Genomic DNA, 24,670 nt, shown 5'->3' with positions numbered 1-24,670 from the left:
TCGATCTTGCGCCACATCTACCGCTGCCCGCTGCGCTGGGCGGACATGGACGCGTACGGCCACGTCAACAACGTGGTGTTCCTCCGCTACCTGGAGGAAGCCCGTATCGACTTCCTGTTCCGCCCGGAGAAGGACTTCAAGCAGGGGTCCGTGGTGGCGCGTCATGAGATCGACTACAAGCGGCAGCTGGTCCACCGGCACGCGCCGGTGGACATCGAGCTCTGGGTGACACAGATCCGGGCCGCGTCCTTCACGATCGCCTACGAGGTGAAGGACCCGGACCAGGTCTACGTCACGGCCGCGACGGTGATCGTGCCGTTCGACTTCGAGCAGCAGCGCCCTCGCCGGATCACGGCCGAGGAGCGCGACTTCCTGGAGTCGTACCGCGACGACGAGGACGAGGCCGTCGCGGCATGACCGTTCTGCACCTCGCCGACGCGGGGGAAGCGGCGGATCTCGCCGCCTTCCTCTCCCGGCTCGTCCACTACGACCGCGCGGCCGCCGTGCGCCTCCAGGCGCACGGCACCACGCTCGCGGTCTTCGGCCGGCCGCCGTCGTTCGAGGTCCTCGCGATCCGTACGGCGCGGCTCGCCAAGCCGTACGAGAACGGGCTCGACGTCACCCTCGACGTGACCGTGTCCGCCGGTGAACTCCTGGAGTCCGTCGAGGAGTCGGCGGCCACCGTCGGCGTTCCCGTCGCCGTCACCGGGCCCCCGTGGGCCGGGGTGCTGCCGCCCCGCGGCGGCTGGCGGCAGGAACCGGGGCTGCCCGCCCCGGACGCCGTACGGGCCAAGGTCGCCGCAGCGGTGGCCGAATTCCGGTCGCGCACCGAGGAGTTGGCGCCCGAGCTGCGGAACCGTGCCGAACTCGACCGTCTCGGGCGGGAGATATGGTCCCGGCCGATCGGTGACACCGGACTTCCGGTGCGGGCAGCGCATGCCGCGCAGTCGCTGGGCTTCCTGCGGCCCGTAGCGCCCGCGCCCGTGTCCGCCGCAGGGCAAGCCCCCTCGGGCGAAAGCCCGTTGAGCGACAGTCCCTTGAACGACAGCCCGTTGGCGCTGTACTCGTCGGGGACCTGGCTGCGCCTGCGGACGCCGTTCGGGTCGATCGCCTTCCGCCGGGCGGGACTTGGCGCGCTGGACGTCAGCGTTCACTGATCCCCGCGCTCCCGTTTCCGCTGGAGCGGCTGGAGCCGCCGGAGCCGTCTGATTTCGCTTGATCCGGCCCCGTGCCGCGCGCTCCGGGCCGCTCCGGTGCGCCCCCGAGAGGGGTCAGCCGGGCCGGCTGTCGTCCGGCCGTACGGCGATGCGGTCCGGCTCCCGTTCCAGTGCCACGCGGTCCTTCACGCCACGCGCCGGGCGGCGGCCGATCCGCAGGCCCGCGAGGGCGGCGGGCAGTGCCCGGCCGGCCGCCCCAGGGTGAGCACGGTTCCGGCGGGCGGCGCGAGGTGGGCGCCCCGCGATCACCGTCGGAAGCAGGTGATCAGCTCGCCGTGTTCACCATCGACGCGGCCGCGTACGTCAGGTAGTTCCACAGCGTGTGCTCGTGTTCCTCGGAGAGGCCGAGGTCATCGACGGCCACGCGCATGTGCTTCAGCCAGGCGTCGTGCGCCGCCTGGTCGACCTTGAAGGGGACGTGCCGCATCCGCAGCCGGGGGTGGCCGCGGTTCTCGCTGTACGTCGTCGGGCCGCCCCAGTACTGGATCAGGAACAGCGTGAGGCGCTCCTCGGCCGGGCCCAGATCCTCCTCGGGATACATGGGCTTCAGCAGCGGATCGCCCGCGACACCCTCGTAGAAACGGTGCACGAGGCGCCGGAAGGTCTCCTCGCCGCCGACCTGCTCGTAGAAGGTCTGCTCCTGAAGCGTGCCGCGCCGAATCTCTTTCACGCCCCCATGTTCTCAGACGGGGTGACCGAGGACTCAAGGCTTAGGACCACTCACGAAGCGCGGCGGACGCGCCCGCTCCGGACCGGCCGGTCCGCCACTCGCCTCGCGGCCCGTCCGGCAGCACAGTGGAGGTATGGGCGCGCACGCTCTCGAAACCGATTCCGAACCAGGCCCCGAGGACCTCGCCGGTCTGGCGCGGGCGTCCCTGGTGCGCGAGATCGACCGGAGCGGGGCCTGGGAGGGCGACCCGGTCTGGCGGGAGGCCTTCGAGGCCGTCCCGCGGCACCTCTTCGTGCCGTACTACTACGTCGGCGTCACCGGCGGCTTCGAGCGCGTGTGGGGCGAGGACCCGGACCCGCGGGCCAGGGACCGCTGGCTGCGCGGCGCCTACGCGGACGCCCCGCTGGCGACCCGGGTGCGGGACGGGGAACTGGTCTCCTCCAGCAGCCAGCCGTCGCTGATGGCGACCATGCTGACCGAGCTGGCGGTACGGGACGGGGACGCCGTCCTGGAGATCGGCGCCGGGACCGGCTACAACGCGGCTCTGCTCGCGTACCGTCTCGGCGACGACCTGGTGACCACGGTCGACCTCGACGTGGAGATCACCGAGGCCGCGCGACGGCATCTGGCCGTCGCCGGGTACCACCCGACCGTCGTCACCGGCGACGGCGCCCGCGGGGTCCCCGGGCGCGCTCCCTTCGACCGGATCGTCGCCACCTGCACGCTGCCCACGATCCCGCGCCCCTGGCTGCCCCAGTGCGGCCCAGGCGCCCGCATCCTCGCGCCGCTGGCCACCGGCCTGATCGCGCTGCGGGTACGGGACTCCGAGCACGCCGAGGGACGCTTCCTGCACACGTCCGCCTTCTTCGTGCCGCTGCGGGGTGCCACCCGGTCCGGGCCGGAGCCGGAGCCTGCCCGGCTCGGCGGGCTGCCGCGCCGGGCCCGTGGCCACGACCTGTTCCGGTTCCTGCTGGCCCTGACGGCGGGCAGCCTGGACCCGCAGGACGCCTACGCGCTGTGGGAGCGCGAGGGGCAGCCGCAGCGCGAGCGGTACGGGGTCACGGTCGGCGCGGAGGGTGCCCGGGCCTGGCTGGACGACCCCGAGGGGCCGTACACCTGGCCGCTGCCCTGAGCCGTCCGCGACCGGGGTTCCGCGCAGGCCACCGAAGCGGCCGAGCGGCCCCCGGCGGCGGAAACCGCCCGGAACCGCAGTGAAGGCCTGCTCAGCCCGCCGGGACGGTGTTCAGCCCCGGTGGCCAGGGTGGTTCTCAGCCCCGCCGGATCGTGATCGTCGTCCAGGCGCCCACGTGCACCCGGTCGCCGTCCTGGAGCTGCACCGGCACGAACGGCTGGATGGGCTCCTCGCCGCCGTTGACCGTGGTCCCGTTCGTCGAGTTCTGGTCGACGACCGCCCAGGTGCTGTCAGGCTGCTGGACCAGCATCGCGTGCTGGTGCGAGACACCCGGGTCCTCCGGGGGCACCGACAGGTCGATGTCCGGGGATTCGCCGGTGGAGTGCCGGCGGCGGCCGATGGTGATCTGGTTGCCGAGGAGCGGGCGCTGCAGCTCCGGCGAGTACGCGGGCAGGTTCAGGCCCGCGGCCTCGGGCCCGGAGCGCTGCATCATCGCCATGAAGTACTCACGGTCCGGCGCGATGGTCGCGCTCCAGGACAGAGACTGCTGTTGCTGTTGCTGTTGCTGTTGCTGTTGCTGTTGCTGGTAGCCGGGGCCGGGCGGGGCCTGGGTGGTGCCGGGCTGCGGGTAGCCGTAGCCGCCGTTCTGGCCCGGGCCGTTCGGGCCGCCCTGACCACCCGGGCCGCCGGGCGAACCGGGCGACGGCGGGGGGATCATCCAGTCGTCGTCACCGCCGCCGAAGGCCGGGCCGCCGGGCTGCGGGCCGCCCTGCTGCGGCGGTCCGCCCTGGGTGAAGGGCGAGGCGGGCTGCTGGGTGTAGGCCTGCTGCTGGGCGCCGGGGCCGCCGGGCTGCTGAGGCGGGCGCGACGGGTCGCCGCCGAAGCCCTGCGGGCCGCCGTACGGCTGGGCCTGCGGGCCGGGCGGAATCGGTTCGGCGGGCCGGTTCATCTGCGAGGGCCGCGAGCTCTGGTACTCGAACGGGTCGTGACCGGGGCCGCCGGCACCCGGACCGCCCGGCTGTCCCGGCCCCTGCTGCTGGAACCGCAGCGCGGGATTCTGGCCACCGGGACCGCCCGGACCACCAGGACCGCCGTACGGTGACTGCCCACCGGGACCGCCCGTCGCGCCGGCCGGCGGACGCGGAGCCGCCGGTGTGTACGAGGTCGCGGTGTTGGTCAGGAAGTTCCACCGGCACTCCTCGCAGAACGGCGCCGCCCCCTCACGGGGCGAACGGCACTGCGGGCAGATCTCCGGGTCGGCGCCCGGCATTCCGGGCTGGTGCGACCGGCCGCCGGGTCCCGGCGGCGGCGAACCGGGCGCCGGGTAGCCGTAACCGGCGCCGGGCGGCGGCGGGGGAGGGAGCGGGGGCACGGTACCGGCCATGCGGTGACCGCAGACCTCGCACCAGTCGTCGGAACCCGACTGGTGTCCGTTCGGGCATGTCGGCATGTCGGCGCTTCCCCCTTTCCCTTTCCGGCCGTTGTGACCGGATTTCTCCGGCTCCCCACGGGAACCGGGCTCGCTACTTCTTTACACGAACAGTCTTTGTGGACCGTGTCTCGAGGGTCATCTCGTCAGCCTCCGCGACCCTTGCTTTCAATCGCACAGTACCTGCCGCGACGTCGACCACGTCCACCACCTTCGCGAGCAGTTTCGCAGTATCGGCGTTTCCGGAGGCTCCGGCGAGCTGAACGGCCCGTCCCAGCTTGGCCGTTGCTCCATCGACATCTCCCGCTTTGCGGAGATCGAGACCCTGTTGGATGACTTGTGCCAGTTCGGCCTGACCTGTGTAGTGCGCGACCTGCGGGTTGATGGACGTCGAGGCGGTCATGTCGTCGGTCCACACGGCCCGTACGAGCCCCTGCGCTCCGAGGTTCCGCACACTGCCGTCGCCCTGCGGGATCACCAGGGAGACCCGGGCGGCGAGCATCTCCTGGCCGACCCCGGCCGTCGGGACCTGGACGCACACGTGGTAGTCGCGGGACTCGTCGCCCCAGGAACCGGTCGGGTAGTCGCCCGCGCGCGGACCCGCCTCGGTGCGACGGTCCGTCAGATCTCCGACCGTGGGCGCCACTTGCTTGACGAACTTGATCTCGGTGCCGACCGGCGTCCACAGCCGCAGGGCCACGTCGGCGACCTCCTTGCCCATGGCCGTCTCCATCATGTGCGTGAAGTCGGCGGCCAGGGCGGCCGGGTCGGCGACGATGTCGGCGGTGCCCAGCAGCGCCGAGGCGATCCCGGTGACCTCCTTGACCTCCCAGTCGGTGCCGACTCCACGCGCGTCACACGTGAAACGTCCGGCACAGGAGTCGAGCGCGGCCCGCAGGTCCTCGGGCGACTCGTGCTCGTTCCGGCCGTCGGTGAGCACGATCCCGTGCCGGATCGACACCTCCGCCGAGGACAGCAGCCGGTCGGCGAGCCGGAGCCAGGTGCCGATCGCCGTACCGCCGCCCGCGCTCAGCTTGCGCAGCGCCTGTTTTGCCTGGTCGCGGGTGGCCGGGTCCGCCACCGCGAGCCGTCCGTTGCCCGGATAGACCTCCTTGGCGAGGTGCGTGCCGCCGATCACCGCGAAGTGGACTCCGTCACGCAGGGTGTCGATCGCGGCCGCCGTCGCGTCGCGGGCGTTGCGCATCTTGGCCGACGGGTAGTCCATCGAGCCCGAACAGTCGACCATGATCGCCACGGCGGCGTCCGGACCCTGCCCCGCCGTGTACAGGTGCGGCGCGGCGACCGCTGTTCCGATGGTGCCGCCGCCGGTCGCGCTCACCGTGACGATCGCGTTGACCTCGCGACCGCCCTCCGGCAGATACTCGTTCTGGTACACGTCGACCGAGAACTGCGGCACGTTCGACTTCGAGAAATTGGCCATGCCTTCTCTGTCCCCCTCGGGCCTCCGCCTCCGGCGGAGGTGCTGACTGTGTGCGGACCGGTCCCCTCCGGTCCGCGGCCGCCCCCGTTCGTTCGCGGCCTCAGGCCGATCCTGCCCCCTGCGAGGGGGCGGGGAACGGCATGACGGCCACTGTTACGTTGTCGTGGCCCCCGCCGTCCAGGGCGTGGCCGACCAGAACCTGCGCGCTGTGCAGCGGCCTCTCGGCGGCGTCGAGGGGGACGGCCTCGGCCATGTCCTCCGCCGCCTCCGCGTAGTTCCACAGACCGTCGGTGCACACCACGACCACACCCGGCCGGTCCGGCTTGAACGAGACGGTGTGCGGCTCCAGTTCGTAGGCGTCGGCGCCGAGCCAGCCGGTGATCGCGTGGGCGCGCTCGTCGGCGTACGCCTCCGCCTCGTTCATCAGACCCGCGGCGACCATCTGCGCGGCCCACGAGTCGTCCTCGGTGAGCCGGGCCGGCAGCGAGGAGCGGTCGACGGGCACCCAGTAGACACGGCTGTCGCCGACCCAGCCGACGATCAGCAGGGTCGGCGTGACGACGGCGCCGACGATGGTGCAGGCGGGCGCGTTCACATGCGGCGCGTGCTCGCCCTGAGCGGTGGACGGGTCGGCCAGCGCGTTGACGGCCTCCGAGGCCGCGACGATCGCCTCGTGCATGGCCTGCTGGGGGTGCGTGCCCAGCGGAAGAGCCGCCAGGAGCGACTCGTTGGCCGCGCGGGACGCGGCGAGCGAGGCCTCGTCCGGGCGCGTCGCGGAGGAGACCCCGTCGCAGACGATCGCGACGACCGCGGGGGAGCCGTCGGGCAGCGCGGTCGAGGAGATCGCGAACGCGTCCTCGTTGCGGTGGTGGCGCAGACCCCGGTCGCTGACCGCGGCGACCGCGCCCAACTCCTGTTCCATGTGGTCCCGTTCCCGTGGCTGCGCGTGCCCGCAGTTCTCGCAGTAGCCGTCGGTGTCCACCTGGCCCGAACGGCAGGCCACGCACAGCTTGGCACCCGCGGGGGGAGCCGGGAGGTCGGCGGTCCGGGGATCGGCGGGGACCTCGCGGTCCGGGTCGTCGGCCGGGCGGCCCTCCGCGGTCCGGGCCTCACCGGCCGGAGGAGCGAGCGGGTACTCGTCGGGCTCCGACGGCCGGTCGAACCGTACGCCCGAGGGCTGTCCGGCGGGCCGCTTGGCGACGGACGGCCGGACGCCCGCCGGATCCCCGTGCGGGTGCTCCCGGTGCTCAGGGTGCGGCAGTTCGGAACCACCCGAATCGGTGCCCCGGATGTCGGCGGCGCGGTGCACCGGCGCGGGCACGTCCGTGCTGTCGGCCTCGGGCACGAGGGGCCAGTCCACGGACGGGGCGGCCGGCGGAAGGCCGGCCGAGGTGCCGTTCATGGTGATCGTGGGGTGGTCCTGCGGCGGTGCGGACACCGCCGACAGGTCGTAGCCGCACGCACCGCAGAAACGGTCGGCCGCCTCCAGCGGCTCCTCGCAACTGGGGCACCGCGAAAGGGCCGTCGGCTGGGGCATCTGGGACATCAATCACACCCACGTCCGGGGGCGGTAACGGTTGGCACGTTCCACCAGGTCGATCCTCTCCTCGCCGCCCCGCGCGAGCCGGGCCAGCGTCCGGTACGAACGTTCGAGGCCGAAACGGAGGCCGCGCTCGTCCAACTCGCTGCCGAGCAGCGCAGGTCCGCCGCCGGAAGCCGCAGCGGAACCCTGGCTACCGGAGAGTACCCAGTCCAGCGCGCAGCCGAGGACCTCCGTCGACAACTGCTCGCGCCGCACGGCGTCCAGACCGAATCCGTCGAGCGCCTCGACCTGCCCGGCGGCCGCCGTCAGATCGGCCAGGAACGGCGGCGCCGCCGCCTCCGTGACCGGCCGCTGCCGCAGCCGCGCCCGCACGGCGGCGACGCGGGCCGCCGTGTAGTGGATCGACGACTCCGGTACGGATTCCAGGGTGCGTACGGCGCCGCCGCGGTCCCCCGCCGCGAGCTGCACCCGGGCCAGACCGAACGCCGCGCTCACGTAGCTGGGGTCGGTCGTCCACACCAGCCGGTAGTACTCGGCGGCGTTGTCCAGCTGGCCGAGCACCTCCGCGCACACGCCGAGGGCCAGCTTGGGCGCGGGCTCGCCGGGGAAGGCGTCGTAGACCGCGTCGAAGGACAGCGCCGCGATCTCGTTCTCGCCGGTCGCCAGCGCCGTGACACCGCGGTACCAGACCACCCGCCAGTCGTCCGGGTGATCCGTCTCCAGTGCCTCGACGGCCCTTCCCGCACCGCCCAGTTCGCCCATCTCCAGGCGGGCCCGCAGCTCCCGCAGCCGCAGTTCGGGGGAGCCGGCCGGCGCCGCCCGCAGCGCGGCGATCAGCTCCGCGGGCGCCGACGTGATGAGCCCCGCGAGGAAACCGGCGTTCGGGTCGCCCGGGTCCACCCGCGGCACGGGCAGCGCGAGCGCCGTGCCCACCGCCTGAACGGGCTTGACCAGCGCGGCGGAGGCCGGCCCGGGAGGCAGCGGACGGGTCCCGTTCGTCCCCGTCGGCAGCGAAGGCGCGCCCTTTCTCGCTCTCACGGGGACCACGCGGGCCCCCAGCCGCGACACGTCCTCGGCCGCGCTCCCGAACAACTCCGTGTCCGTGACCTTGGTCTCGGGTCCGAACAGGGTCGACAGCGCAGGCCGCGCACGCCCCGTCTGGAGCGACACCACCTCGCGCAGCACGCCGGTCAGCTGCTCCGACATCTCCTGCGCGGAGGCGAAGCGGCGGGCCGGGTCCGGGTCGGTGGCCCGTACGAGGAGCCGGTAGAAGGACTCGTACTGGCGGAAGACCTCGATGTTGTCGGGGTCGGGCAGGGAGTCCACGAAGACGTTCGTGTAGCCCTGGAAGTCGAAGGCGAGGACGGCGAGCGTACGGGCGACGGTGTAGAGGTCGGAGGCGACCGAGGGGCCCACCTCGGCCACCTCGGGGGCCTGGTAGCCCACCGTGCCGTAGATGGCCGACTCGTCGTCGTCCATCCTGCGCACCGCGCCCATGTCGATCAGCTTGAGCTGGTCCTCGGTCTGGATCGCGTTGTCGACCTTGAAGTCGCAGTACAGCAGGTTGCGGCTGTGCAGATGACCGAGCGCCTCCAGGGCCTCGATGCCGTACGCGCAGGCCTGCTCCACCGGCAGCGGGTCGCGCTTGCCGTCCGCCGTACGGCGCCCGTTGGCGAGCTCCTTCAGCGACTTGCCGCCCACGTACTCCATGACGATGTACCCGTCCAGCGAGCCCTTCCGCTGGTCGAGGTGCTCGACGAAGTTGTAGATCCGCACGATGTTGGCGTGCTCGATCTCCGCGAGGAAGCGCCGCTCGGAGATCGCGGCCGCCATCGCGTCCTGGTCGCCCGTGTCGAGCAGACCCTTGAGGACCACCCAGCGGTCCGACACCGCGCGGTCGACGGCGAGGTACACCCAGCCGAGCCCGCCGTGCGCCAGACAGCCCATCACCTCGTACTGCCCGTGCACGATGTCACCGGTGCGCAGCTTCGGCACGAACGAGTACGGGTGGCCGCACTTCGTGCAGAACCCCTCGGTGCGACCGGGCCGGTCACCGCGCGAACGCCCCACCGGGGCACCGCAGTCGGAGCGCGAACAGAACCGTTTGCGCTCGGGCACCTCCGGGTTCTCCAGGACCATTTTGCGCGGGTCGGGCCGCGGCACGTCCGGGACCTCGACGAGACCGGCACCGAGCCGGCCCCGCCCGGAGGAGGCCGCCGTCGAACCCGAGCTGCGCACCGACACCGAACGGCCCGTCGAACCGCCGGAGACCGACAGCGACCGCGACAGCCGGCCGGAGACCGAGCGCCGCGACTGCGAGGAGCGCGACGACGTACGCGACGACGTACGCGAACTGGCCCGTGAACTGCCGCCCGCACTCCCGCTGTTCGAGCCGCGCGAGTCCGGGCCGCCCCCTGTCGGGCCGGGGAGCGGCGAACTCGCCACGCCCTCACCGGAGTTCCGGCCGCTCCCGGACCGGGTGGACTCCGGTGCCGACGCGACCGGGGCGAGCCCGCAGGTGTCGCAGTACAGCTCGCCGCCGCCCATGTCCTCGTACGACCCCTCGCAACCGGGCCGTGCGCACTTTTGTTCACTCACCGGCTGCTCACTCACGCCGTATCCCCTTCAACGCTCACGCGTCGGGCCCCCTCCGGTCCACACGGTCATGAGGCCCGCCCTGCTCGGGCACCTGCGGGCTCAGCAGCTCGGCGGCCGCCCGCTGATAGCGCAGCACCGCCTCCTCCGCCACCCGCAGATCACAGGGAGCGCTCCACAGCATGCGCCGGGCGGCGTCGTAGCGCTCCACCAGGAACGGGTCCTCGGCGAAGCCGTGCCGGGAGACCTTCGCCTTGTACGCGTCCAGCCGGCCGCGCAGCTCCGCGCGGACCGCCAGCGGCTGGGTGACCGCCGTCAACGACTCGCGGGCACGCAGGAGTTCGTCCTCCGCCCTCTCCTCCAGCGCCTCCAGAAGCGGCGAGAGGCGGTGCCACTGCGCGTGCCTGCGGTACTCCGCGGCCGTCGCCAGCTGCTCCTGCAGCGCCGTCGGCGGACCGCTGACGGCCGGCACCTCGGACGCGGCGATCTTCGCGAGGACCTCGCCGCGGGCACTGCGCGCCTCGGCGAGCGTGCGGTCCGCGCGGCTGAGCACGTCCCGCAGCTTCACCAGCCGCGCCTCCGCGTCCTGCCGCACGGTGAGCACCGCCTCGATCTCCCGGCGCACCTCCTCCAGGGCGCGCGCCTCACGGTCGTACGCCGTGGTGTCGGGGCGGCCGCCGCCCGGGGCCGAACTCCCCTGCGCGGGAGTCCAGAAGGCCAGCGGGTCGGAGACGACCCGGTCGCGCAGGGTGGTCAGCGTCCGGGTGATCCGCTCCAGGTCGTCGCCCGAGGGGTGCTCGCCGGGGCGCACGCCCACGGAGTGCGCGAGCGCACGGGTGCGCTGGAGCTCCGCGGCCAGTAAATCTATCCGGGCGGGCAGCGCGGACCACACGGCGTCCGCGGTCACGACCATGTCGAGCGAGGCCGCGTACAGCTCGTTCATCCGGTCCACCAGCGCGGCCAGTGAGAACCGCTCGCTGAGCTTGCCGGTGCCGGCCAGGGTCGGCGCGTTCGCGGTGGCCGTGGTGGAACCGGCGACCGTGATGCCCGAACCGCGCAGCAGCTCGGTCAGCTCGACCAGGTCCTCACGGCTGGACCAGCGTCTGCGGGAACGGATCTCGCGCGCGGAGCGCAGCGCGTCCGTGTACGCGTCGAAGTACGCCCACAGCAGCGTGATCGACGCGTCCGCGGACGCCCAGCGCTCCTTGGTCGTGCCGGTGAGTTCGGCGCCTTCCAGGAGTCTGCGGCCCGCGTGGTCCTGCAGGGCGAGGAGCGAGGTCTCGATGGCCTCGTGCTCCGCGCCGAGGCGCGCCAGCGCACGGTCCGCCTCGTCCCGGTCCATCACCGGCCCGGGGGGTCCCGTGACGCCCATCGATCACCTCTCGTTCTCGTGCGTTCCCCGCGCGCTCGGTATGAGCGGCCGGTCAACTCTCCAGTGGTATCAGGTAGGTCACTTGTACTGGGCGACGGGCGGGTCCTCCGAGGGGGAGTCCGCCCCGAGGGTCGGAGCGAGCCACTTGTCGTACGACTGCCGCCAGCCGTTCTCGCGGTAGTCCGCGAGGATCCGGTTGACCCGGCGTACCAGATCCTCGGAGCGCAGGTTCATCGCCACGCCGTAGAACTCGGTGGTGAAGGTGCGGCCCTTGAGCTCGACCGTTGGGTCCTGTGCGGCCTGGCTCGCGGCGAGCGCGCCGTCGGTCACCACCGCGTCGACCTCGCCGAGTTGGAGGCGCACCAGACAGTCGAGCTGGTTGGGCACGGGAGGAGCGATGACGGCGGAGGGGGCGAGCTTGCCCGCTTTCCGGTCGGCCGTGAGCCGGTCGTACGCGGTGGAGGTCTTCGCGGAGCAGATCCTCTTCTTGGCGAGGGTCTTGTCGTACCCCGTGATGTCGGACTTCGTCGGGGCCAGCACCTGCTGGCCGGTCTTGAAGTAGGGCGCGGAGAACGCGACTTGCTGGAGACGCTCACAGGTGATCGTCATGGTGCGCACCACCATGTCGACCTTGCCGCTCTGGATCGCGGGGATGCGCTGGCTGGTCGGTACGGCCCGGAACTGGACGGCGTTCGCGTCGCCCAGGATGTCCTTGGCGATCGCGTGGACCAGGTCGATGTCGAAGCCCTCCAGGTCGCCGCCGGCCTCCGGGTTGTTCGGGTCGCGGTAGCCCCAGTGGTAGCTGTTCTGGTCGACGCCGACGATCAGCCGCCGGTCCTTGCGGTTCTTGATGGCGTCGATCGTCGCCCCGTCCGCGCCCGACGGGGCGAGACTCCGGTTCTGCGGGTCGGTGCACCGGTCGGCCCTGGCCTGGGTGCCCCGGGCCAGGCCCTGCCCGCCGACGCTCGCGGCGCCGTCCTCACGCGCGGAGTGCGGCAGCAGCAGCGCGAGGAGCAGGGCCGTCGCACAGGCGACGGCCATCGTGCCCACGCCGCCCCAGCCCCTCAGGCTCGCCCTCAGACGTCGTGCGATCATCGCCGCTCCCCCTCTCACCGGTACTCCGAAAGCCTGCGCCCGACGCCGAACACCGCGCCCGCCGCGGCCAGCACGGCGAGGACCGCGGCGCCGACCGGGAGGCCGGTCATCGCGCCCAGGCCGTTGCCCGCCGCCCGCTGGAACTCGCTCTCCTCGTGCTTCAGCGCGAGCGACAGGTTCTTGTCGACGCCGTCGAAGCACTCGCCCGTGGGCTTCTTGTCGGCGGAGCCGATGACCCGGTCCAGCGCCAGCTGGTAGTCGCCGTCGTTGTCGGCCCTGCGGGCCTCCGCGTGACGCTGTTTCCAGACCTTCATGTTGGCGGTCGCGGCCTGTACGGGCTTCTCTCCCGAGCGGTCGTCCGCGAGACCCGCCGCCAGGGCGAGGCCCTGGGTGAGCGCCTTCATGTCCTGGTCGAAGTTGTAGTCGTACAGGTCCACGGTCGTCTTGTCGGCCAGGGTCTTGGTCTCCGCGCCCCGGCTGACCAGGGTGAGGTTCTCGTTGCCCCGCGCCTTCAGGGAGGCGATCTGGGCGTCGTGCAGCACGTTCAGGGAACGGACGCCGTGGTCGTAGGACTCGTTCAGCCCGGACCGGGCGACCGTGTGGCCGACGGTGAGCCACAGCAGCACGACCAGGGACGCGGCGGTGGCGGCGGCCATGCCCTGGTTCAGCACCCGGTTCGTACGATGGTAGTTGCGCCGCTGGGCCCAGGCGAGGGCGCCGAGCGCGACGAGACCGAGGGTGATCGCGGCCCACGGGTAGGGCTTCGCGTCGGCGTAGTCGGCGTTCAGCCGCTGGTTCTCCCGCTGGTAGAGCTGCCCGGCCTTGGGGAGCATCTGGCGCTGCATGATGTCGTTCGCGTACCGCAGATACGCGCCGCCCAGCGGGTAGCCCTGCCGGTTGTTGGCGCGGGCCCGCTCGATCAGGCCCTTGTACTCGGGCAGCAGTTCGTTCAGCTGGGAGATGGTCCTGGACGAAGGGGAGCCCGGATCGGAGCTGTTGGCCGCGGTGATCAGCTTCGCGGCCGCCGTCCTGATGTCCTCTTCGTAGAGGTCGCGGGAGTCCTTCGTCTCCTGACCGCCCGCCAGGAAGCCGCTGGAGGCCGCGGTGTTGGCGTCGGCGAGCGAGCGGTAGATGTCGGCGGCGCTCGCGCTCAGCGGCTGGCTGCTGTGCAGCACGTTGTCCGCGGCGGCCGAACGTTCCGTCATCTGCCAGGCGGTGACCGCGCCGAACGCGACGACCAGCAGGGCGAGGAAGGCGCCGATGATCCGCAGCCGCCCGGGCTCCGTCGTCGCCGCGGCACGCAGCCGGTCCACCCCCTCCGCCCACGCCGTACGCCGCGGCGGGGCGCCGGGAGCCGGGTGGACGGTCCGGGGGGCGCCGAACCCGGCCTGGGGCACGGGGGATCCGCCCGGCGGCGCGGGAGGCCCGGACTGCGCCGGCACGGCCGGCGTCGTCGGCGCGCCACGCCCCGGTGGCGCCGCGCTGCCCTTCGGCGGGTGTGTCACTGTTGACCTCCCCCATGGTCATCCGGCCGGTCACGCTCGCCGCGACCGCGGGAAGCGCGGCCCACCGGCGTACGTGCACGGCGGCAAGTATCGCCGCCGGGAACGGCATCCGCACAGGCCTTGCCTGGATCTTGTTCGGATCACGGCGCAGCACGATTCCCCCGCGCCACCCCCCTTCCCATGAACACGTGTTCCGGTTCCGTTTGGTTCCCGCCCCTTCGCGCCAGGTCATGGCGGTTCGGGAGCAGTCGTACTCCCGTACCGGCGCCATCCGCCCCGCGGACCTCCTCAGCCCCGTTCGTAGAACGCCCGCACGCGCGCGTGGACCTCACCGGCGGCCTGTACGTGGTCCAGGCCCAGGAGCGCCGCTCCCAGTACCGGCGGGGCCGTGACCACCCGGGGGACCGCCTTGGGCGCGCGGGCGGCGAGGAGTTCGTGGACGCGGTCGTCGAGCTGGGGATGGCGGGCGGCGAGGATGCTGCCGCCGAGCAGGACCGGGGTCTCCTCGCCGAGCAGGCCGAGGCGGTTCAGGGCCACCGTGGCCATCGCGACCACCTCGTCCGCGAGCCGGTCGACGAGCCCGCGGGCCACCGGATCGCCGTCCGCCGCCGTGGCGAACAGGACCGGGGTCAGCTCGTGCCGCCGCGCGTTGCCGATGTGTTCCAGGTGCAGCGCCTCGATGAGCGCGTACATGGAGTCCAGGCCGAAGTGCGCGGGCAGGGTGCGGGCCAGCGCGGTCGGTCCGCCGCGGCCGTCCTCGGCCCGCGCCGCGTGCCACAGGGCCTCCTCCGCCAGACCCCAGCCGCCGCCCCAGTCACCGGAGATACGGCCGATGGCGGGGAACCGGGCGGTGCGGCCGTCGGGCCGCATGCCGACGCAGTTGATGCCGGCCCCGCAGACCACGGCGACCCCGCGCGGTTCGGCGATCCCGGCCCGCAGGATCGCGAAGGTGTCGTTGCGCACCTCCACCCCCGCGCCCCACGCGCGCGCCCGCAGCGCGGCCGCCAACTGCTCCTCCTCCACGGGCAGATCGGCGTTGGCCAGGCACGCGGAGACATGGCCGACCGAGGTGACGCCCGCCTCGGCGAAGGCCCGCCGTACGGCGTCGGCGACCGCGTCCACCGCCGTCTCGACGCCGACCGCGGGGGGCCGGAACCCGCCGCCGCGCGCGGTGCCGGTCACCCGGCCGTCCGCCGCCACCACGGCGACGTCGGTCTTGCTGTTCCCCGCGTCGATGGCCAGTACGAGGCCCGCGGGGCCGGACCCGGCGGCCGTCCCGGCGCCGGATTCCGTTGACGTCATGCCCACGCGAGGTGCTCCCGGTTGTGCGCGATCAGCTGGTCGGTCAGGGTGTCGGCGTAGGCGTACTGGCCGACGAGGGGATGCGCGAGCAGCGCCCGGAAGACCCGGTCGCGGCCACCGCGCAGGGCGGCCTCCAGCGCGAGGTCCTCGTACGCGGTCACGTTCGCCATGAGACCCGCGTACAGCGGGTCCACGGCCGGCACCGGCAGCGGGGCGGGCCCCTTGGAGTTCACCGCGGCCTGCACCTCGATCACCGCGTCGTCCGGCAGGAACGGCAGCGTTCCCCGGTTGTACGTGTTCACCACCTGGTAGGGGCTGCCGCCCCCGCCGAGCAGCGCGGCGGCGAGGTCGACGGCCGCCTCGGAGTAGTACGCGCCGCCCCGCTTGGCCAGCAGCTCCGGCTTCTCGTCGAGCGCGGGGTCGCCGTACATGGTCAGCAACTGCCGCTCCATCTGCGCGACTTCGGCGGCCCGGGAGGGTTTGGTGCGCAGCTCCCGGACCACCTCGTCGTGCGCGTAGAAGTAACGCAGGTAGTACGAGGGGACCACGCCGAGGCTCTCGACCAGGGAGCGCGGCAGGCGCAGGTCCTCGGCGACGGCGGCGCCGTGCCCGGCGAGCAGTCTGGGCAGGACGTTCTCGCCCTCGGGACCGCCCAGGCGCACGCCGGTCTCCCAGGTGAGGTGGTTGAGACCCACATGGTCGAGATGGATCTCGGCGGGGGAGACCCCGAGCAGTGCGGCGAACTTCCGCTGGAAGCCGATCGCCACGTTGCACAGGCCGACCGTCTTGTGGCCCGCCTGGAGGAGGGCGCGCGTCACGATGCCCACCGGGTTGGTGAAGTCGATGATCCACGCGTCCGGGTTGGTACGGCGGACCCGCTCGGCGATGTCCAGCACCACCGGGACCGTGCGGAGCGCCTTGGCCAGACCGCCCGCGCCCGTCGTCTCCTGTCCGACGCAGCCGCACTCCAGCGGCCAGGTCTCGTCCTGCTCGCGGGCCGCCTGACCGCCGACGCGCAGCTGGAGGAGCACCGCGTCGGCGCCCTCCACGCCCGCGTCCAGGTCGGACGTGGTGACGATCCGGCCCGGGTGGCCCTGCCTGGCGAAGATCCGGCGCGCCAGGCCCCCCACCAGCTCCAGGCGGTCCGCGGCCGGGTCGACGAGGACCAGCTCCTCGACCGGCAGGGTGTCCCTGAGCCGCGCGAAACCGTCGATGAGTTCGGGGGTGTAGGTCGACCCTCCGCCGACCACGGTGAGCTTCATGGTTAGCCCTTCACTCCGGTGAGCGTGACACCCTCGACGAACGCCTTCTGCGCGAAGAAGAACACGAGGATCACGGGGGCCATGACCAGGACGGTCGCGGCCATGGTGAGATTCCAGTCGGTGTGGTGCGCGCCCTTGAACGACTCCAGGCCGTACGAGAGGGTCCAGGCGTTCTGGTTCTCGGAGGCGTAGATCTGCGGCCCGAAGTAGTCGTTCCAGGCGTAGAAGAACTGGAACAGCGCGACGGCCGCGATGCCGGGCTTCGCCATCGGCAGGACGACCTTCAGCAGCGTCCGCAGGTCCCCGCAGCCGTCCACCTTGGCCGCGTCCAGGTACTCGTTCGGGATGGTCATCAGGAACTGGCGCAGCAGGAAGATGGAGAACGCGTCCCCGAACGCCATCGGGATGATCAGCGGCCACAGCGTGCCGGACAGGTCGAGCTGCTTCGCCCAGAACAGGTACATCGGGATGATCACGACCTGCGGCGGCAGCATCATCATCGAGATGACCAGCATCAGCGACAGATTCCGGCCGCGGAAGCGGAACTTGGCGAGCGCGTAGGCGACCGGGATCGACGAGACGACGGTCAGCACGGTGCCGAAGCCGGCGTAGAGCAGGGTGTTCTTCCACCAGGTGAGGAAGCCCGGGGTGTCGAAGACCTTCTTGTAGTTGCCCCACTCCCAGGTGTGCGGGATCAGATCGCGGCTGAGTGCCTGGCTGTCGCTCATGAGCGAGGTCAGGAACACGAACACGAAGGGCAGCACGAAGAAGAGGGCTGCCGCGAGTCCGAGGGAGTGGATCGCGACCCACTCCAGGAGGGCCTTGCGGCGGGCGGTCCGCTCGGCGGGGGAGACCCGCGCGGCCAACTCCACCGGCTTGTCGAGTACTTGAGTCATCGGTCAGTCACCTGCCTGGATGAGACCGCCCCGGCGCCGCATCAGGAACGCGGTGAACACCATGGACAGGGCGAACAGCACGAGCGCGACCACACAGGCGGAGCCGTAGTCGAAGCGCTGGAAGCCGAGGTTGTAGACGAGCTGGGGCAGGGTGAGCGTCGACTTGTCGGGATAGCCGGGCTCGAACTGCGTACCCGCGCCCTGGATGACGCCCGAGGCGACCTTCCCCGCGATCAGCGGCTGCGTGTAGTACTGCATGGTCTGGATCACGCCCGTGACCACGGCGAACATCACGATCGGCGAGATGTTCGGCAGCGTCACGTAGCGGAAGCGCTGCCACGCCGAGGCGCCGTCCAGCTCGGCGGCCTCGTACTGCTCCTTCGGTACGTCGAGCAGCGCGGCCATGAAGATGACCATCAGGTCGCCGATGCCCCACAGGGCCAGCAGGGTCAGGGCCGGCTTGGACCAGGCGGGGTCGTTGAACCAGCCCGGAGCCGGGACGCCGACCTTCTCCAGAAGCGAGTTGACCGGCCCGGTACCGGGGTTGAGGAGGAAGGCGAAGGCCATGGTGGCCGCCACCGGCGGGGCGAGGTAGGGCAGGTAGAAGAGAGTGCGGAAGACACCCGTGCCCGTCTTGATCTTCGTGATCAGCAGTCCGACGCCGAGTCCGAACAGCACCCGCAGGGTCACCATGACGAGGACCAGCCACAGGGTGTTGCGCAACGCGGGCCAGAACAGCGGGTAGTTCTCGAAGACGTACTTCCAGTTCTTCGTTCCGCTCCACGTCGGCGGTTTGAAGCCGTCGTAGTGCATGAACGAGAAGTAGACGGTCGAGATCAGCGGGTAGGCGAAGAAGACGGCGAAGCCGATCAGCCAGGGCGACATGAAGGCGAGGGTCCGCAGCGCTTGCCGTCGGTGCTTCGCCGCGAGTTCGGGACTGCGGCGCTTCGAAGCCTGCGTGACAGTGACAGTGCTCATGATCTGCGGCTACTTCGCCTGCGCGATGTCCGTGTCGATCTGCCGGGCGGTGGCCTCCAGGCCCGCCTTCAGATCCGTGGTCTTGCCGCTCTCGTAGTCGTATCCGAACTGCTGGATCGTCACGAGGTAGGTACCGCCGTTGATGGACGCCGGAGTCGTCGTCGAGTCCGGGTTCGAGGCGATGTCCAGGAACGTCTTGAACCGCGGGTCGTACTTCAGCTTCGGCGACTTGAGGGCCGCGAGCGTCGAGGGCACGTTGTGGATGTCGTTGGCGAAGCCGACCACCGCGTCCGTGTTCGTGGTCATGTATTCGACCAGTTCCCAGGCCGCGTTCCGCTTCTTGCTGGTGGCCGCGATGCCCGCGATGGTGCCGGTGATGTAGCCCTTGCCGTACTGGTCCGCCTGGTCGTCGGGGACGGGCAGCGGGGCGACGCCGATCTCGAAGCCCGGCTTGGCCTCCTCGGCCATCCCGAGCCGCCACTCGCCGTCGAGCTGCATGGCGACCTGACCGGTGTGGAAGGGGTGCTTGGGGCCCCACTCGTCACCGAGCTTGGAACGGTAGGTCTCCAGCTTCTTGAAGCCGCCGAGTTCGTCGACCAGCTTCTTCTGGAGCGTGAACCCGGCCGTGAAAGCGGGGTCCTTGGCGATGTTCGACTTGCCGCTGCTGTCGAAGTACGTCGGCGAGAACTGTCCGAAGTAGTGCTCGGTGGTGGACTCCCAGCCGTGGTAGTCCGGCATGAAGCCGAGCTGGGAGTACGAGTCGCCCTTGGAGACGGTGAGCTTCTTGGCGTCCGTCTCGAATTCGGACCACGTCTTCGGAGGGCCGGCGATCCCGGCCTTCTCGAAGGCGGTCTTGTTGTAGTAGAGCCCGTACGCGTCACCGAGCAGCGGCACCGTGCAGCGGTTGCCGTCGAACTGGGTGTACTCGTTCATCGCCTTCGGGAACGTCGTCTCGGGGTCGATGCCCGCCTTCTTGAAGAAGGGGTTCAGGTCGACGAAGGCGCCGGACGAGCAGAACTTGCCCACGTTGTTGGTGGTGAAGGAGGAGACCACGTCGGGGGCCTTGTCGCCGCCCGCGCGCAGCGCCTGGTTGATCTTGTCGTCGGTCATGTTGCCGACGATGTTCACGTGGATGTTGGGGTGCGTCTTCTCGAAGCCCGCGACCAGCGACTGCACGGCCTTGACCTCGTTCGGCGCGCTCCAGGCGTGCCAGAAGTTGATCGTCTGCTCCTTGGACGCGTCGTCGCTTCCGCCCGTGTCGGACGACTGGCCGGTACAGGAGGTGGCGAGGAGGGCTATCGAGGCGGAGGCGGCGAGCGCGACAGCCGCCTTTCGGGATATTCCGGGCATGACGAGATCTCCCTGCGAAGGACGGGGCGGGACAAAGGAGTTGCGGGCTCGGGACGGGTTCAGCGGGAGGTGTCGAAGACCTCGTCGCGGGTGGCTGCCAGGGCGCTCTCCAACGCACCGCGCAGCACGGGGTGTTCGTGTACGTCGCCGACGACGAGGCGCGGCCGGGACGCGGCCAGCTCCTCCAACTCGGCCTGGACCAGGGCGCGCAGCGGTTCTCCGCCCGCGGTGAGCGACGATCCGCTGAGGACGACCAGTTCGGGGTCGAGCACGGAGACCAGGGAGGCCAGACCGGTGGCGAGCCCGGTCGCGTAGGTCTCCAGGAGCTGCCGGTAGGGGCCCTCGTCGACGGCGGCGGCCCGTTCGACGACGGTGGCCGCGACCTCGGCGTAGGGGCCTGTGGGCAGGTCCTTGATGCCGAGCTCGCGTGCCAGCTTGGGGATGGCCTGCGAGCCGGCCAGCTCCTGGTAGCCGCCGCTGTTGGCCCGGGTCACCTGGCGCACCAGGGGCGCGCCGGGCACCGGCAGGAAGCCGACCTCGCCGGCGCCGCCGGTCCAGCCGCGGTGCAGCCGGCCGCCGAGGACGAGCGCGGCGCCGAGACCGCCCTCGTTCCACAGCAGGACGAAGTCCTCGTGCCCCCGCGCGGCACCGAGCCGCTGCTCCGCGATGGCGACGAGGTTGACGTCGTTCTCGTACTCGACGGGCATCGGCAGCGCGGCCGCCAGTTCGTCGAGCAGTGTCGGGGTGTGCCAGCCGGGCAGGTGGGAGGCGTAGCGCAGTCGCCCGGTGTTGGGGTCGAAGGCGCCGGGGGTGCCGATGACCAGGCGGCGGACGTCGTCCCGGGCGAGCCCGGCCGCCTTCACCGCGCCGTCGAGGGCGTCGGTGACCTGGCGTACGACGGGCTGGGCGGGGCGGCGGCCCGGGGTGGGCAGTTCGTACTCGCCGACCGTGCGGCCGGTGACGTCGGCGACGGCGGCGAGGATGCGCTCGGGGGTGACGTCCAGGCCCGCCGCGTGGGCGGCGCCCGGATTGACCTCGTACAACTGGGCGCTGGGGCCCGGCCGTCCCTCGCTGGTGCCGGTGGCCAGGACGAGCCCGGCGGCTTCCAGCCGGGCGAGGAGCTGCGAGGCGGTGGGCTTGGACAGGCCGGTGAGCTTCCCGATCCGGGTCCGGGAGAGCGGTCCGTGCGCGAGCAGCAGATCGAGCGCGGCGCGGTCGTTCATCGCGCGCAGGACGCGGGGAGTGCCCGGCGTACCGGCGGATCCTGCCATGTCTGTCGCCACCTGCCCTTCTTGGCCGACCAGCTTCCCCGAGGTGCCTTCGGAAGTCCACCGCAAGATCATTGTTAGGAAAGTTTCCTATTGCTGGTGCGAGGAAGGTAGGCCGGACTGGTCAGGGGCGTCAAGAGAAACCACCCCCTGGGCAACAGAGTCGTTACCTGGGGGGCGGGAGAGGGGGCGGTGGCAGTGGCGGTGATGGTGGCAGCGGCGGGAAAACGCGAAGCCGCCCCCGCGGCTGACGGACTCGTCTGCGGCGGGGGCGGCTTGGGGCTGACCCTGGGAGGCTCGGCCTCGGTTACTTCACGTCGACGTAGTCGCCCGTGGCCGTGGCGGTGCCCGTGGTGCTCGTGCCCGCGAACGCGTAGCGGTACGAGCCGTCGGCCGAGGCCTTGACCGTGGTGGTCAGGGCGCCCGCCGTGCCGGAGGTCACCGTCTTGACGTTCTTGTAGGCCGTGGCGCCCTTGGCCTTGAACTGGAGGGCGACCGGCTGGCCCTTGAAGCCGGCGTACTCGCCGCTCTCCCAGTCGGCGCGGGTCAGCGCGCCCTTGACGGTGAGGGTGCTGCCCTTCTTCACCGGCTCGGGAGTGGCGTTGGCCGTGAGCTTGGCGGCGCGCTTGACCTGTGCGGTGCCGGGGACGCCCCACATGTCGTAGCCGAACCGCACGCTGATGTGGTTGTCGGAGTCGTCGTTGTCCGTGACGGAGTCGCTGTAGAAGCCGGCCACCTTCCAGGTGCCGGCGTCCGCCGCTTCGTAGAGGTACTCATCGGGCTCGACGTAGATGGCCTCGGTGCAGGACTGCGTGACCGTCGTGGCGGTCGTGGCCGTCGTGGTGCAGGTCGGGGCGTCGTCCGGCCCCAGCTCGTTCTCCTGCCTGGCGAGCGCCGCACCGCGGTACAGAAGGATGCCCGCGACGCTCTTCACGTTGTCGATGGCGAGATCCGCAGGGCGGACGAAGGTGTACGTGACCGGGACCTTCACCGTGGTGGTGGTGCCGACGACGATCGCCTTGCCGTTGTTGACCACCACGTTGGAGAAGGTGAGGTCCGGCGTGGCGGCCGACGCGGACGGCACGGCCAGGGCGGACAGGGCCAGGGCGCCGGAAACGACGGCGCCTGTGGCGTACTTGCGCATGGATTTCCCCACATTCGAAGCGGGCCCCCGGGCGTTGAGCTCCAGAACAAGGGCCCGCTGTTGGGGCGACAGTAGACGGTTGAACAATGTGGCCGAAATGCGGGGGTCGTGTGAAAGGGGTCGCGTCCGAGGGCGTGTGTGTGGTCGGTGCGGTGGTGATGTCGGCGCGTCAGCGGCGGGGTGGTCGGCGGCCATCACGGCTTCGTCACAATCGGCCGGTGTCCGGCGGGGAGGCGTGCGGGCCTTTGTGGCGATGCGCCCCCTTGAAAGGGGTGATTCGGCTGCCCGGGCGACGTGGCAGGGGTGCTCCGCCGTCACCGTCACAGGATCCCCTTCTTATGATCCGCCGCATGAGAGCGAACCGTTTGGCGTGGGCCGTGACGACCTGTCTGGCGACGGCCCTCGTCGCGTCCTGCGGGGGCGGCGAGGGCGGGAATCGTTCGGCCTCAGGGACACGTTCCCGGGTGGCGCCCGCGACCTCCAGCGCCTCGCCGGACTGCTCCAAGGCCTCCCTGCGGTGGGGCAAGGTGACGGTGGGCGAGAAGCTGATCGCCGTGTCGCAGCTGGTGACGGTGGAGAAGGGCCGGAAGCCCGGGTGGTCCGAGATCTCGCCCCACCACGTGCGGACCGTGACGTCCCGCATCGAGGCGGGCGGTACCGGTGTGCCGACGCGGCGCGTCTTCGCCTCGCTGGAGAAGCGGCTCGGGTACGACTCGCCGACCTTCGAGAGGCCAGGGACATCGACCTCCGCCCGACTGGAGAAGGACGAGCTCGGCCGTGTCGACTTCCTTGGGCATCCCGGGCGATTTGTCGAGGCCGCGGCGGTCAGGGTCGTCGACGCGAGCTTCGCGCTCGACTGCTCGGGCACCCACGGCGCCACCGGCACACCGGTCTACGGCACCCTCACCTCGTGGTACGGGAACAGCGGGGCCTCGATGAAGTGCGGGATCGTGCCGGACAAGGGCAAGTGGTTCCGTGAGGCCTACGACATGGTCTGCCCTGAGGCTCACTCATGAAGCTGCTGCTGGCTTGCTGGCGCGCGGCCGCGGCCAAGTGTGTACCGATGGCGTTCAGCCTGATGGCCCTCGACTTCCTGAACGACGGTTTCACGTTCAGGTGGGAATCCGTGGGCGAGACCGTGCTCTTCAAGCCGCTGGTGTGGGGGATCCTGTCGCTCGGTCTGGCGGCCTTCGGGGTGTGGTCGCTCCGGCGGCGGGCCCGTACGGCCGGCATCGCGCTCTCCGCCGGGGCGCTGGACGAACGGCAGACGCACGTACTGCGCCCGGTGCCGTTCTCGGACGGGTGGCAGGAGCGGGTCCGCGAGCAACTGGCGTCCTCGGAGCGGGCGTTCCTCATCATCGGGAACTTCCACGAGGAGATCCACTTCGAATGGCGTCCAGGGCGGGGCAAGCAGTTCGTCCGGGTGTCGATGTCCTTCGACGTGTCCTCGGGAGTCGTTGTCCTCGATGTCCGTGACGGTGAGGGGCTCCTGGGGGTGGCCGGACTGGGCAGGGGGGCCTCGTTCGCCGCGGTGTGCCAGATAGCCGGGGCCACCGGGCTGGAGCCCGGGACTACCCGTGGATGAAGGGGCGTGGGCTGTCCGGCGACTCCCTGGTCTGCGGAGTGGGCCCCGACAAGGACCCCTGGGCCCGGGAGGCATGCAAGCTGACCTGCGGTCCGCTCAGTCGGTGAGGAACGGGGCGCTGGTGAGGGTCGGGTAGGGCGCCGGGAGGGGGAGGAGGCCGCCCAGATCCACCTTGGTGTCGGTGGCGTAGTAGGCCTCGGTGGGGTCGTCGCCGGGGAGGACGGGGTCCGCGTAGCGGTGGGCTGTCCCGATGCCGCGGTTGATCAGGACGTGGACGGGGATGCCCGCGGCGGCATAGGTGCGGAGCTTCGGGCCGGTGTCCGCCCAGCGGTTGGCCGAGGTCACTTCGCCGACCAAGGTGATCATGTCGGCTGGATACCAGCCTTTGTGTACCTCGCGGTACGACTCGTCGAGCTCGGAGGCCGGGCGGCGCCGGACATGGAAGTCCGGAATGAGCAGGGCCATGGTGCTGCCGTCCTTGTGGGCCGCACGGTAGCCGTTGCCCATGCCCGCCAGTTCGAACCCGGCATTGAAGAACTGGACCGCGAGCTTGAAGGCGCCGTCGTTGTGCGTGTCGTTCGGTTGCGGCGGCACGATGGCCGTCCCCTCGACGTACTCGGGTCGAATCGGCATGGGCGATGCCTCTTCGATCGCGATCAACAGGCCGATGGGGTCCACGTGCGTCATCACCGGCTCCATGATCGGTTCCGCGCTCATCGCTCGGTCGCCTTGTCACGCCGGTGCCAGGCCAAGCCCGCGTCGGGTGCCCCGGCAGAACGGTGGGGGAAACAAAAACCCCACCGGGTTCGGTTTTCCTGACCTTCCCCCCCCAAAAAACGTCGCGAACCCTTCTCCTGGCTCTTTTTTCCCCCCCCCCCCACCCCTG

General features: G+C 71.4%; 21 protein-coding genes. 5 read left to right on the top strand and 16 right to left on the bottom strand.

Annotated features, from left to right (window positions below; all coding sequences use genetic code 11):
* Positions 1-6: 6 nt before the first annotated feature.
* Both ACZ6KY_RS10035 and ACZ6KY_RS10030 read left to right on the top strand, forming a co-directional pair.
* On the top strand, positions 7-417 hold the full coding sequence (locus ACZ6KY_RS10035) for an acyl-CoA thioesterase (RefSeq protein ID WP_355855780.1): 411 nt from the start codon (positions 7-9) through the stop codon (positions 415-417).
* Positions 414-1,157 carry a DUF8010 domain-containing protein gene (locus tag ACZ6KY_RS10030; protein WP_469309851.1) on the top strand — a complete coding sequence of 248 codons (744 nt, stop codon included), beginning with the start codon at positions 414-416 and terminating at the stop codon, positions 1,155-1,157. The genes ACZ6KY_RS10035 and ACZ6KY_RS10030 overlap by 4 nt, the downstream gene beginning before the upstream one ends.
* Before the next feature lie 325 nt (positions 1,158-1,482).
* On the opposite strand, the gene ACZ6KY_RS10025 is transcribed toward ACZ6KY_RS10030, so the two are convergent.
* The gene (locus tag ACZ6KY_RS10025; protein ID WP_469309850.1) at positions 1,483-1,887 is read right to left on the bottom strand and encodes a globin; all 405 of its coding nucleotides are present in this window, start codon (positions 1,885-1,887) and stop codon (positions 1,483-1,485) included.
* A gap of 133 nt (positions 1,888-2,020) precedes the next feature.
* Here ACZ6KY_RS10025 and ACZ6KY_RS10020 point away from each other — a divergent pair, with 133 nt between their 5' ends.
* On the top strand, positions 2,021-3,019 hold the full coding sequence (locus ACZ6KY_RS10020; RefSeq protein ID WP_469309849.1) for a methyltransferase domain-containing protein: 999 nt from the start codon (positions 2,021-2,023) through the stop codon (positions 3,017-3,019).
* A gap of 136 nt (positions 3,020-3,155) precedes the next feature.
* On the opposite strand, the gene ACZ6KY_RS10015 is transcribed toward ACZ6KY_RS10020, so the two are convergent.
* The 14 genes from ACZ6KY_RS10015 to ACZ6KY_RS09950 form a co-directional block, all read right to left on the bottom strand.
* Positions 3,156-4,469, bottom strand: coding sequence for an FHA domain-containing protein (locus ACZ6KY_RS10015; RefSeq protein WP_469309848.1), 1,314 nt, complete (start codon positions 4,467-4,469; stop codon positions 3,156-3,158).
* Positions 4,470-4,542: 73 nt separating this feature from the next.
* A complete protein-coding gene (locus tag ACZ6KY_RS10010; RefSeq protein ID WP_469309847.1) occupies positions 4,543-5,889 on the bottom strand; it encodes a VWA domain-containing protein in 1,347 nt (448 codons plus the stop codon).
* A gap of 100 nt (positions 5,890-5,989) precedes the next feature.
* Positions 5,990-7,438, bottom strand: coding sequence for a PP2C family serine/threonine-protein phosphatase (locus tag ACZ6KY_RS10005; protein ID WP_469309846.1), 1,449 nt, complete (start codon positions 7,436-7,438; stop codon positions 5,990-5,992).
* Positions 7,439-9,979: a serine/threonine-protein kinase gene (locus ACZ6KY_RS10000; RefSeq protein ID WP_469310122.1), complete on the bottom strand. Its 2,541-nt coding sequence runs from the start codon at positions 9,977-9,979 to the stop codon at positions 7,439-7,441.
* 85 nt (positions 9,980-10,064) lie between these two features.
* Positions 10,065-11,399, bottom strand: a complete 1,335-nt coding sequence (locus tag ACZ6KY_RS09995; protein ID WP_469309845.1) for a hypothetical protein — start codon at positions 11,397-11,399, stop codon at positions 10,065-10,067.
* Positions 11,400-11,477: 78 nt separating this feature from the next.
* Entirely contained in the window at positions 11,478-12,494 is a 1,017-nt protein-coding gene (locus tag ACZ6KY_RS09990) for a glutamate ABC transporter substrate-binding protein (RefSeq protein ID WP_469309844.1), read from the bottom strand.
* A 14-nt stretch (positions 12,495-12,508) separates the two neighbouring features.
* Entirely contained in the window at positions 12,509-13,999 is a 1,491-nt protein-coding gene (locus tag ACZ6KY_RS09985; RefSeq protein WP_469309843.1) for a hypothetical protein, read from the bottom strand.
* Between the two features lie 288 nt (positions 14,000-14,287).
* Positions 14,288-15,301 (bottom strand): N-acetylglucosamine kinase, encoded by a 1,014-nt coding sequence (locus ACZ6KY_RS09980; RefSeq protein ID WP_469309842.1) that lies wholly within the window; start codon positions 15,299-15,301, stop codon positions 14,288-14,290.
* Positions 15,298-16,563 (bottom strand): 6-phospho-beta-glucosidase, encoded by a 1,266-nt coding sequence (locus ACZ6KY_RS09975; RefSeq protein ID WP_469309841.1) that lies wholly within the window; start codon positions 16,561-16,563, stop codon positions 15,298-15,300. Before ACZ6KY_RS09975 ends, ACZ6KY_RS09980 begins: the two co-directional genes overlap by 4 nt.
* Positions 16,564-16,565: 2 nt before the next feature.
* Entirely contained in the window at positions 16,566-17,459 is an 894-nt protein-coding gene (locus ACZ6KY_RS09970) for a carbohydrate ABC transporter permease (RefSeq protein WP_469309840.1), read from the bottom strand.
* Between the two features lie 3 nt (positions 17,460-17,462).
* Positions 17,463-18,437 (bottom strand): carbohydrate ABC transporter permease, encoded by a 975-nt coding sequence (locus ACZ6KY_RS09965; protein WP_469309839.1) that lies wholly within the window; start codon positions 18,435-18,437, stop codon positions 17,463-17,465.
* Between the two features lie 9 nt (positions 18,438-18,446).
* Positions 18,447-19,787 carry an ABC transporter substrate-binding protein gene (locus ACZ6KY_RS09960; protein ID WP_469309838.1) on the bottom strand — a complete coding sequence of 447 codons (1,341 nt, stop codon included), beginning with the start codon at positions 19,785-19,787 and terminating at the stop codon, positions 18,447-18,449.
* Positions 19,788-19,846: 59 nt separating this feature from the next.
* Positions 19,847-21,058 (bottom strand): ROK family transcriptional regulator, encoded by a 1,212-nt coding sequence (locus ACZ6KY_RS09955; protein ID WP_401327144.1) that lies wholly within the window; start codon positions 21,056-21,058, stop codon positions 19,847-19,849.
* 304 nt (positions 21,059-21,362) lie between these two features.
* A complete protein-coding gene (locus ACZ6KY_RS09950; RefSeq protein ID WP_469309837.1) occupies positions 21,363-22,199 on the bottom strand; it encodes a hypothetical protein in 837 nt (278 codons plus the stop codon).
* 350 nt (positions 22,200-22,549) lie between these two features.
* Between ACZ6KY_RS09950 and ACZ6KY_RS09945 the strand changes: the two genes are divergently transcribed.
* Both ACZ6KY_RS09945 and ACZ6KY_RS09940 read left to right on the top strand, forming a co-directional pair.
* A complete protein-coding gene (locus ACZ6KY_RS09945; RefSeq protein ID WP_469309836.1) occupies positions 22,550-23,215 on the top strand; it encodes a hypothetical protein in 666 nt (221 codons plus the stop codon).
* Positions 23,212-23,784 carry a hypothetical protein gene (locus ACZ6KY_RS09940; RefSeq protein ID WP_469309835.1) on the top strand — a complete coding sequence of 191 codons (573 nt, stop codon included), beginning with the start codon at positions 23,212-23,214 and terminating at the stop codon, positions 23,782-23,784. Before ACZ6KY_RS09945 ends, ACZ6KY_RS09940 begins: the two co-directional genes overlap by 4 nt.
* A 96-nt stretch (positions 23,785-23,880) precedes the next feature.
* On the opposite strand, the gene ACZ6KY_RS09935 is transcribed toward ACZ6KY_RS09940, so the two are convergent.
* Complete coding sequence (locus tag ACZ6KY_RS09935) at positions 23,881-24,501, bottom strand: Uma2 family endonuclease (protein ID WP_469309834.1); 621 nt, start codon at positions 24,499-24,501, stop codon at positions 23,881-23,883.
* Positions 24,502-24,670: the final 169 nt, after the last annotated feature.

The organism is Streptomyces sp. NPDC042002, assembly GCF_055588305.1.
Note: the sequence above shows the minus strand (reverse complement) of the source record. Positions and strands in the feature narration are given on the sequence as shown.

Excerpts from the sequence above, each read along its gene's own strand:
- ACZ6KY_RS09965 (WP_469309839.1), bottom strand. The coding sequence starts at position 18,437 with ATGAGCACTGTCACTGTCACGCAGGCTTCGAAGCGCCGCAGTCCCGAA.
- ACZ6KY_RS09995 (WP_469309845.1), bottom strand. The coding sequence starts at position 11,399 with ATGGGCGTCACGGGACCCCCCGGGCCGGTGATGGACCGGGACGAGGCG.
- ACZ6KY_RS09970 (WP_469309840.1), bottom strand. The coding sequence starts at position 17,459 with ATGACTCAAGTACTCGACAAGCCGGTGGAGTTGGCCGCGCGGGTCTCC.
- ACZ6KY_RS10020 (WP_469309849.1), top strand. The coding sequence starts at position 2,021 with ATGGGCGCGCACGCTCTCGAAACCGATTCCGAACCAGGCCCCGAGGAC.
- ACZ6KY_RS10010 (WP_469309847.1), bottom strand. The coding sequence starts at position 5,889 with ATGGCCAATTTCTCGAAGTCGAACGTGCCGCAGTTCTCGGTCGACGTG.
- ACZ6KY_RS09950 (WP_469309837.1), bottom strand. The coding sequence starts at position 22,199 with ATGCGCAAGTACGCCACAGGCGCCGTCGTTTCCGGCGCCCTGGCCCTG.
- ACZ6KY_RS10030 (WP_469309851.1), top strand. The coding sequence starts at position 414 with ATGACCGTTCTGCACCTCGCCGACGCGGGGGAAGCGGCGGATCTCGCC.
- ACZ6KY_RS09935 (WP_469309834.1), bottom strand. The coding sequence starts at position 24,501 with ATGAGCGCGGAACCGATCATGGAGCCGGTGATGACGCACGTGGACCCC.
- ACZ6KY_RS09975 (WP_469309841.1), bottom strand. The coding sequence starts at position 16,563 with ATGAAGCTCACCGTGGTCGGCGGAGGGTCGACCTACACCCCCGAACTC.
- ACZ6KY_RS09960 (WP_469309838.1), bottom strand. The coding sequence starts at position 19,787 with ATGCCCGGAATATCCCGAAAGGCGGCTGTCGCGCTCGCCGCCTCCGCC.
- ACZ6KY_RS09990 (WP_469309844.1), bottom strand. The coding sequence starts at position 12,494 with ATGATCGCACGACGTCTGAGGGCGAGCCTGAGGGGCTGGGGCGGCGTG.
- ACZ6KY_RS09955 (WP_401327144.1), bottom strand. The coding sequence starts at position 21,058 with ATGGCAGGATCCGCCGGTACGCCGGGCACTCCCCGCGTCCTGCGCGCG.
- ACZ6KY_RS09940 (WP_469309835.1), top strand. The coding sequence starts at position 23,212 with ATGAAGCTGCTGCTGGCTTGCTGGCGCGCGGCCGCGGCCAAGTGTGTA.
- ACZ6KY_RS10015 (WP_469309848.1), bottom strand. The coding sequence starts at position 4,469 with ATGCCGACATGCCCGAACGGACACCAGTCGGGTTCCGACGACTGGTGC.
- ACZ6KY_RS09980 (WP_469309842.1), bottom strand. The coding sequence starts at position 15,301 with ATGACGTCAACGGAATCCGGCGCCGGGACGGCCGCCGGGTCCGGCCCC.
- ACZ6KY_RS10000 (WP_469310122.1), bottom strand. The coding sequence starts at position 9,979 with ATGGGCGGCGGCGAGCTGTACTGCGACACCTGCGGGCTCGCCCCGGTC.
- ACZ6KY_RS09945 (WP_469309836.1), top strand. The coding sequence starts at position 22,550 with ATGAGAGCGAACCGTTTGGCGTGGGCCGTGACGACCTGTCTGGCGACG.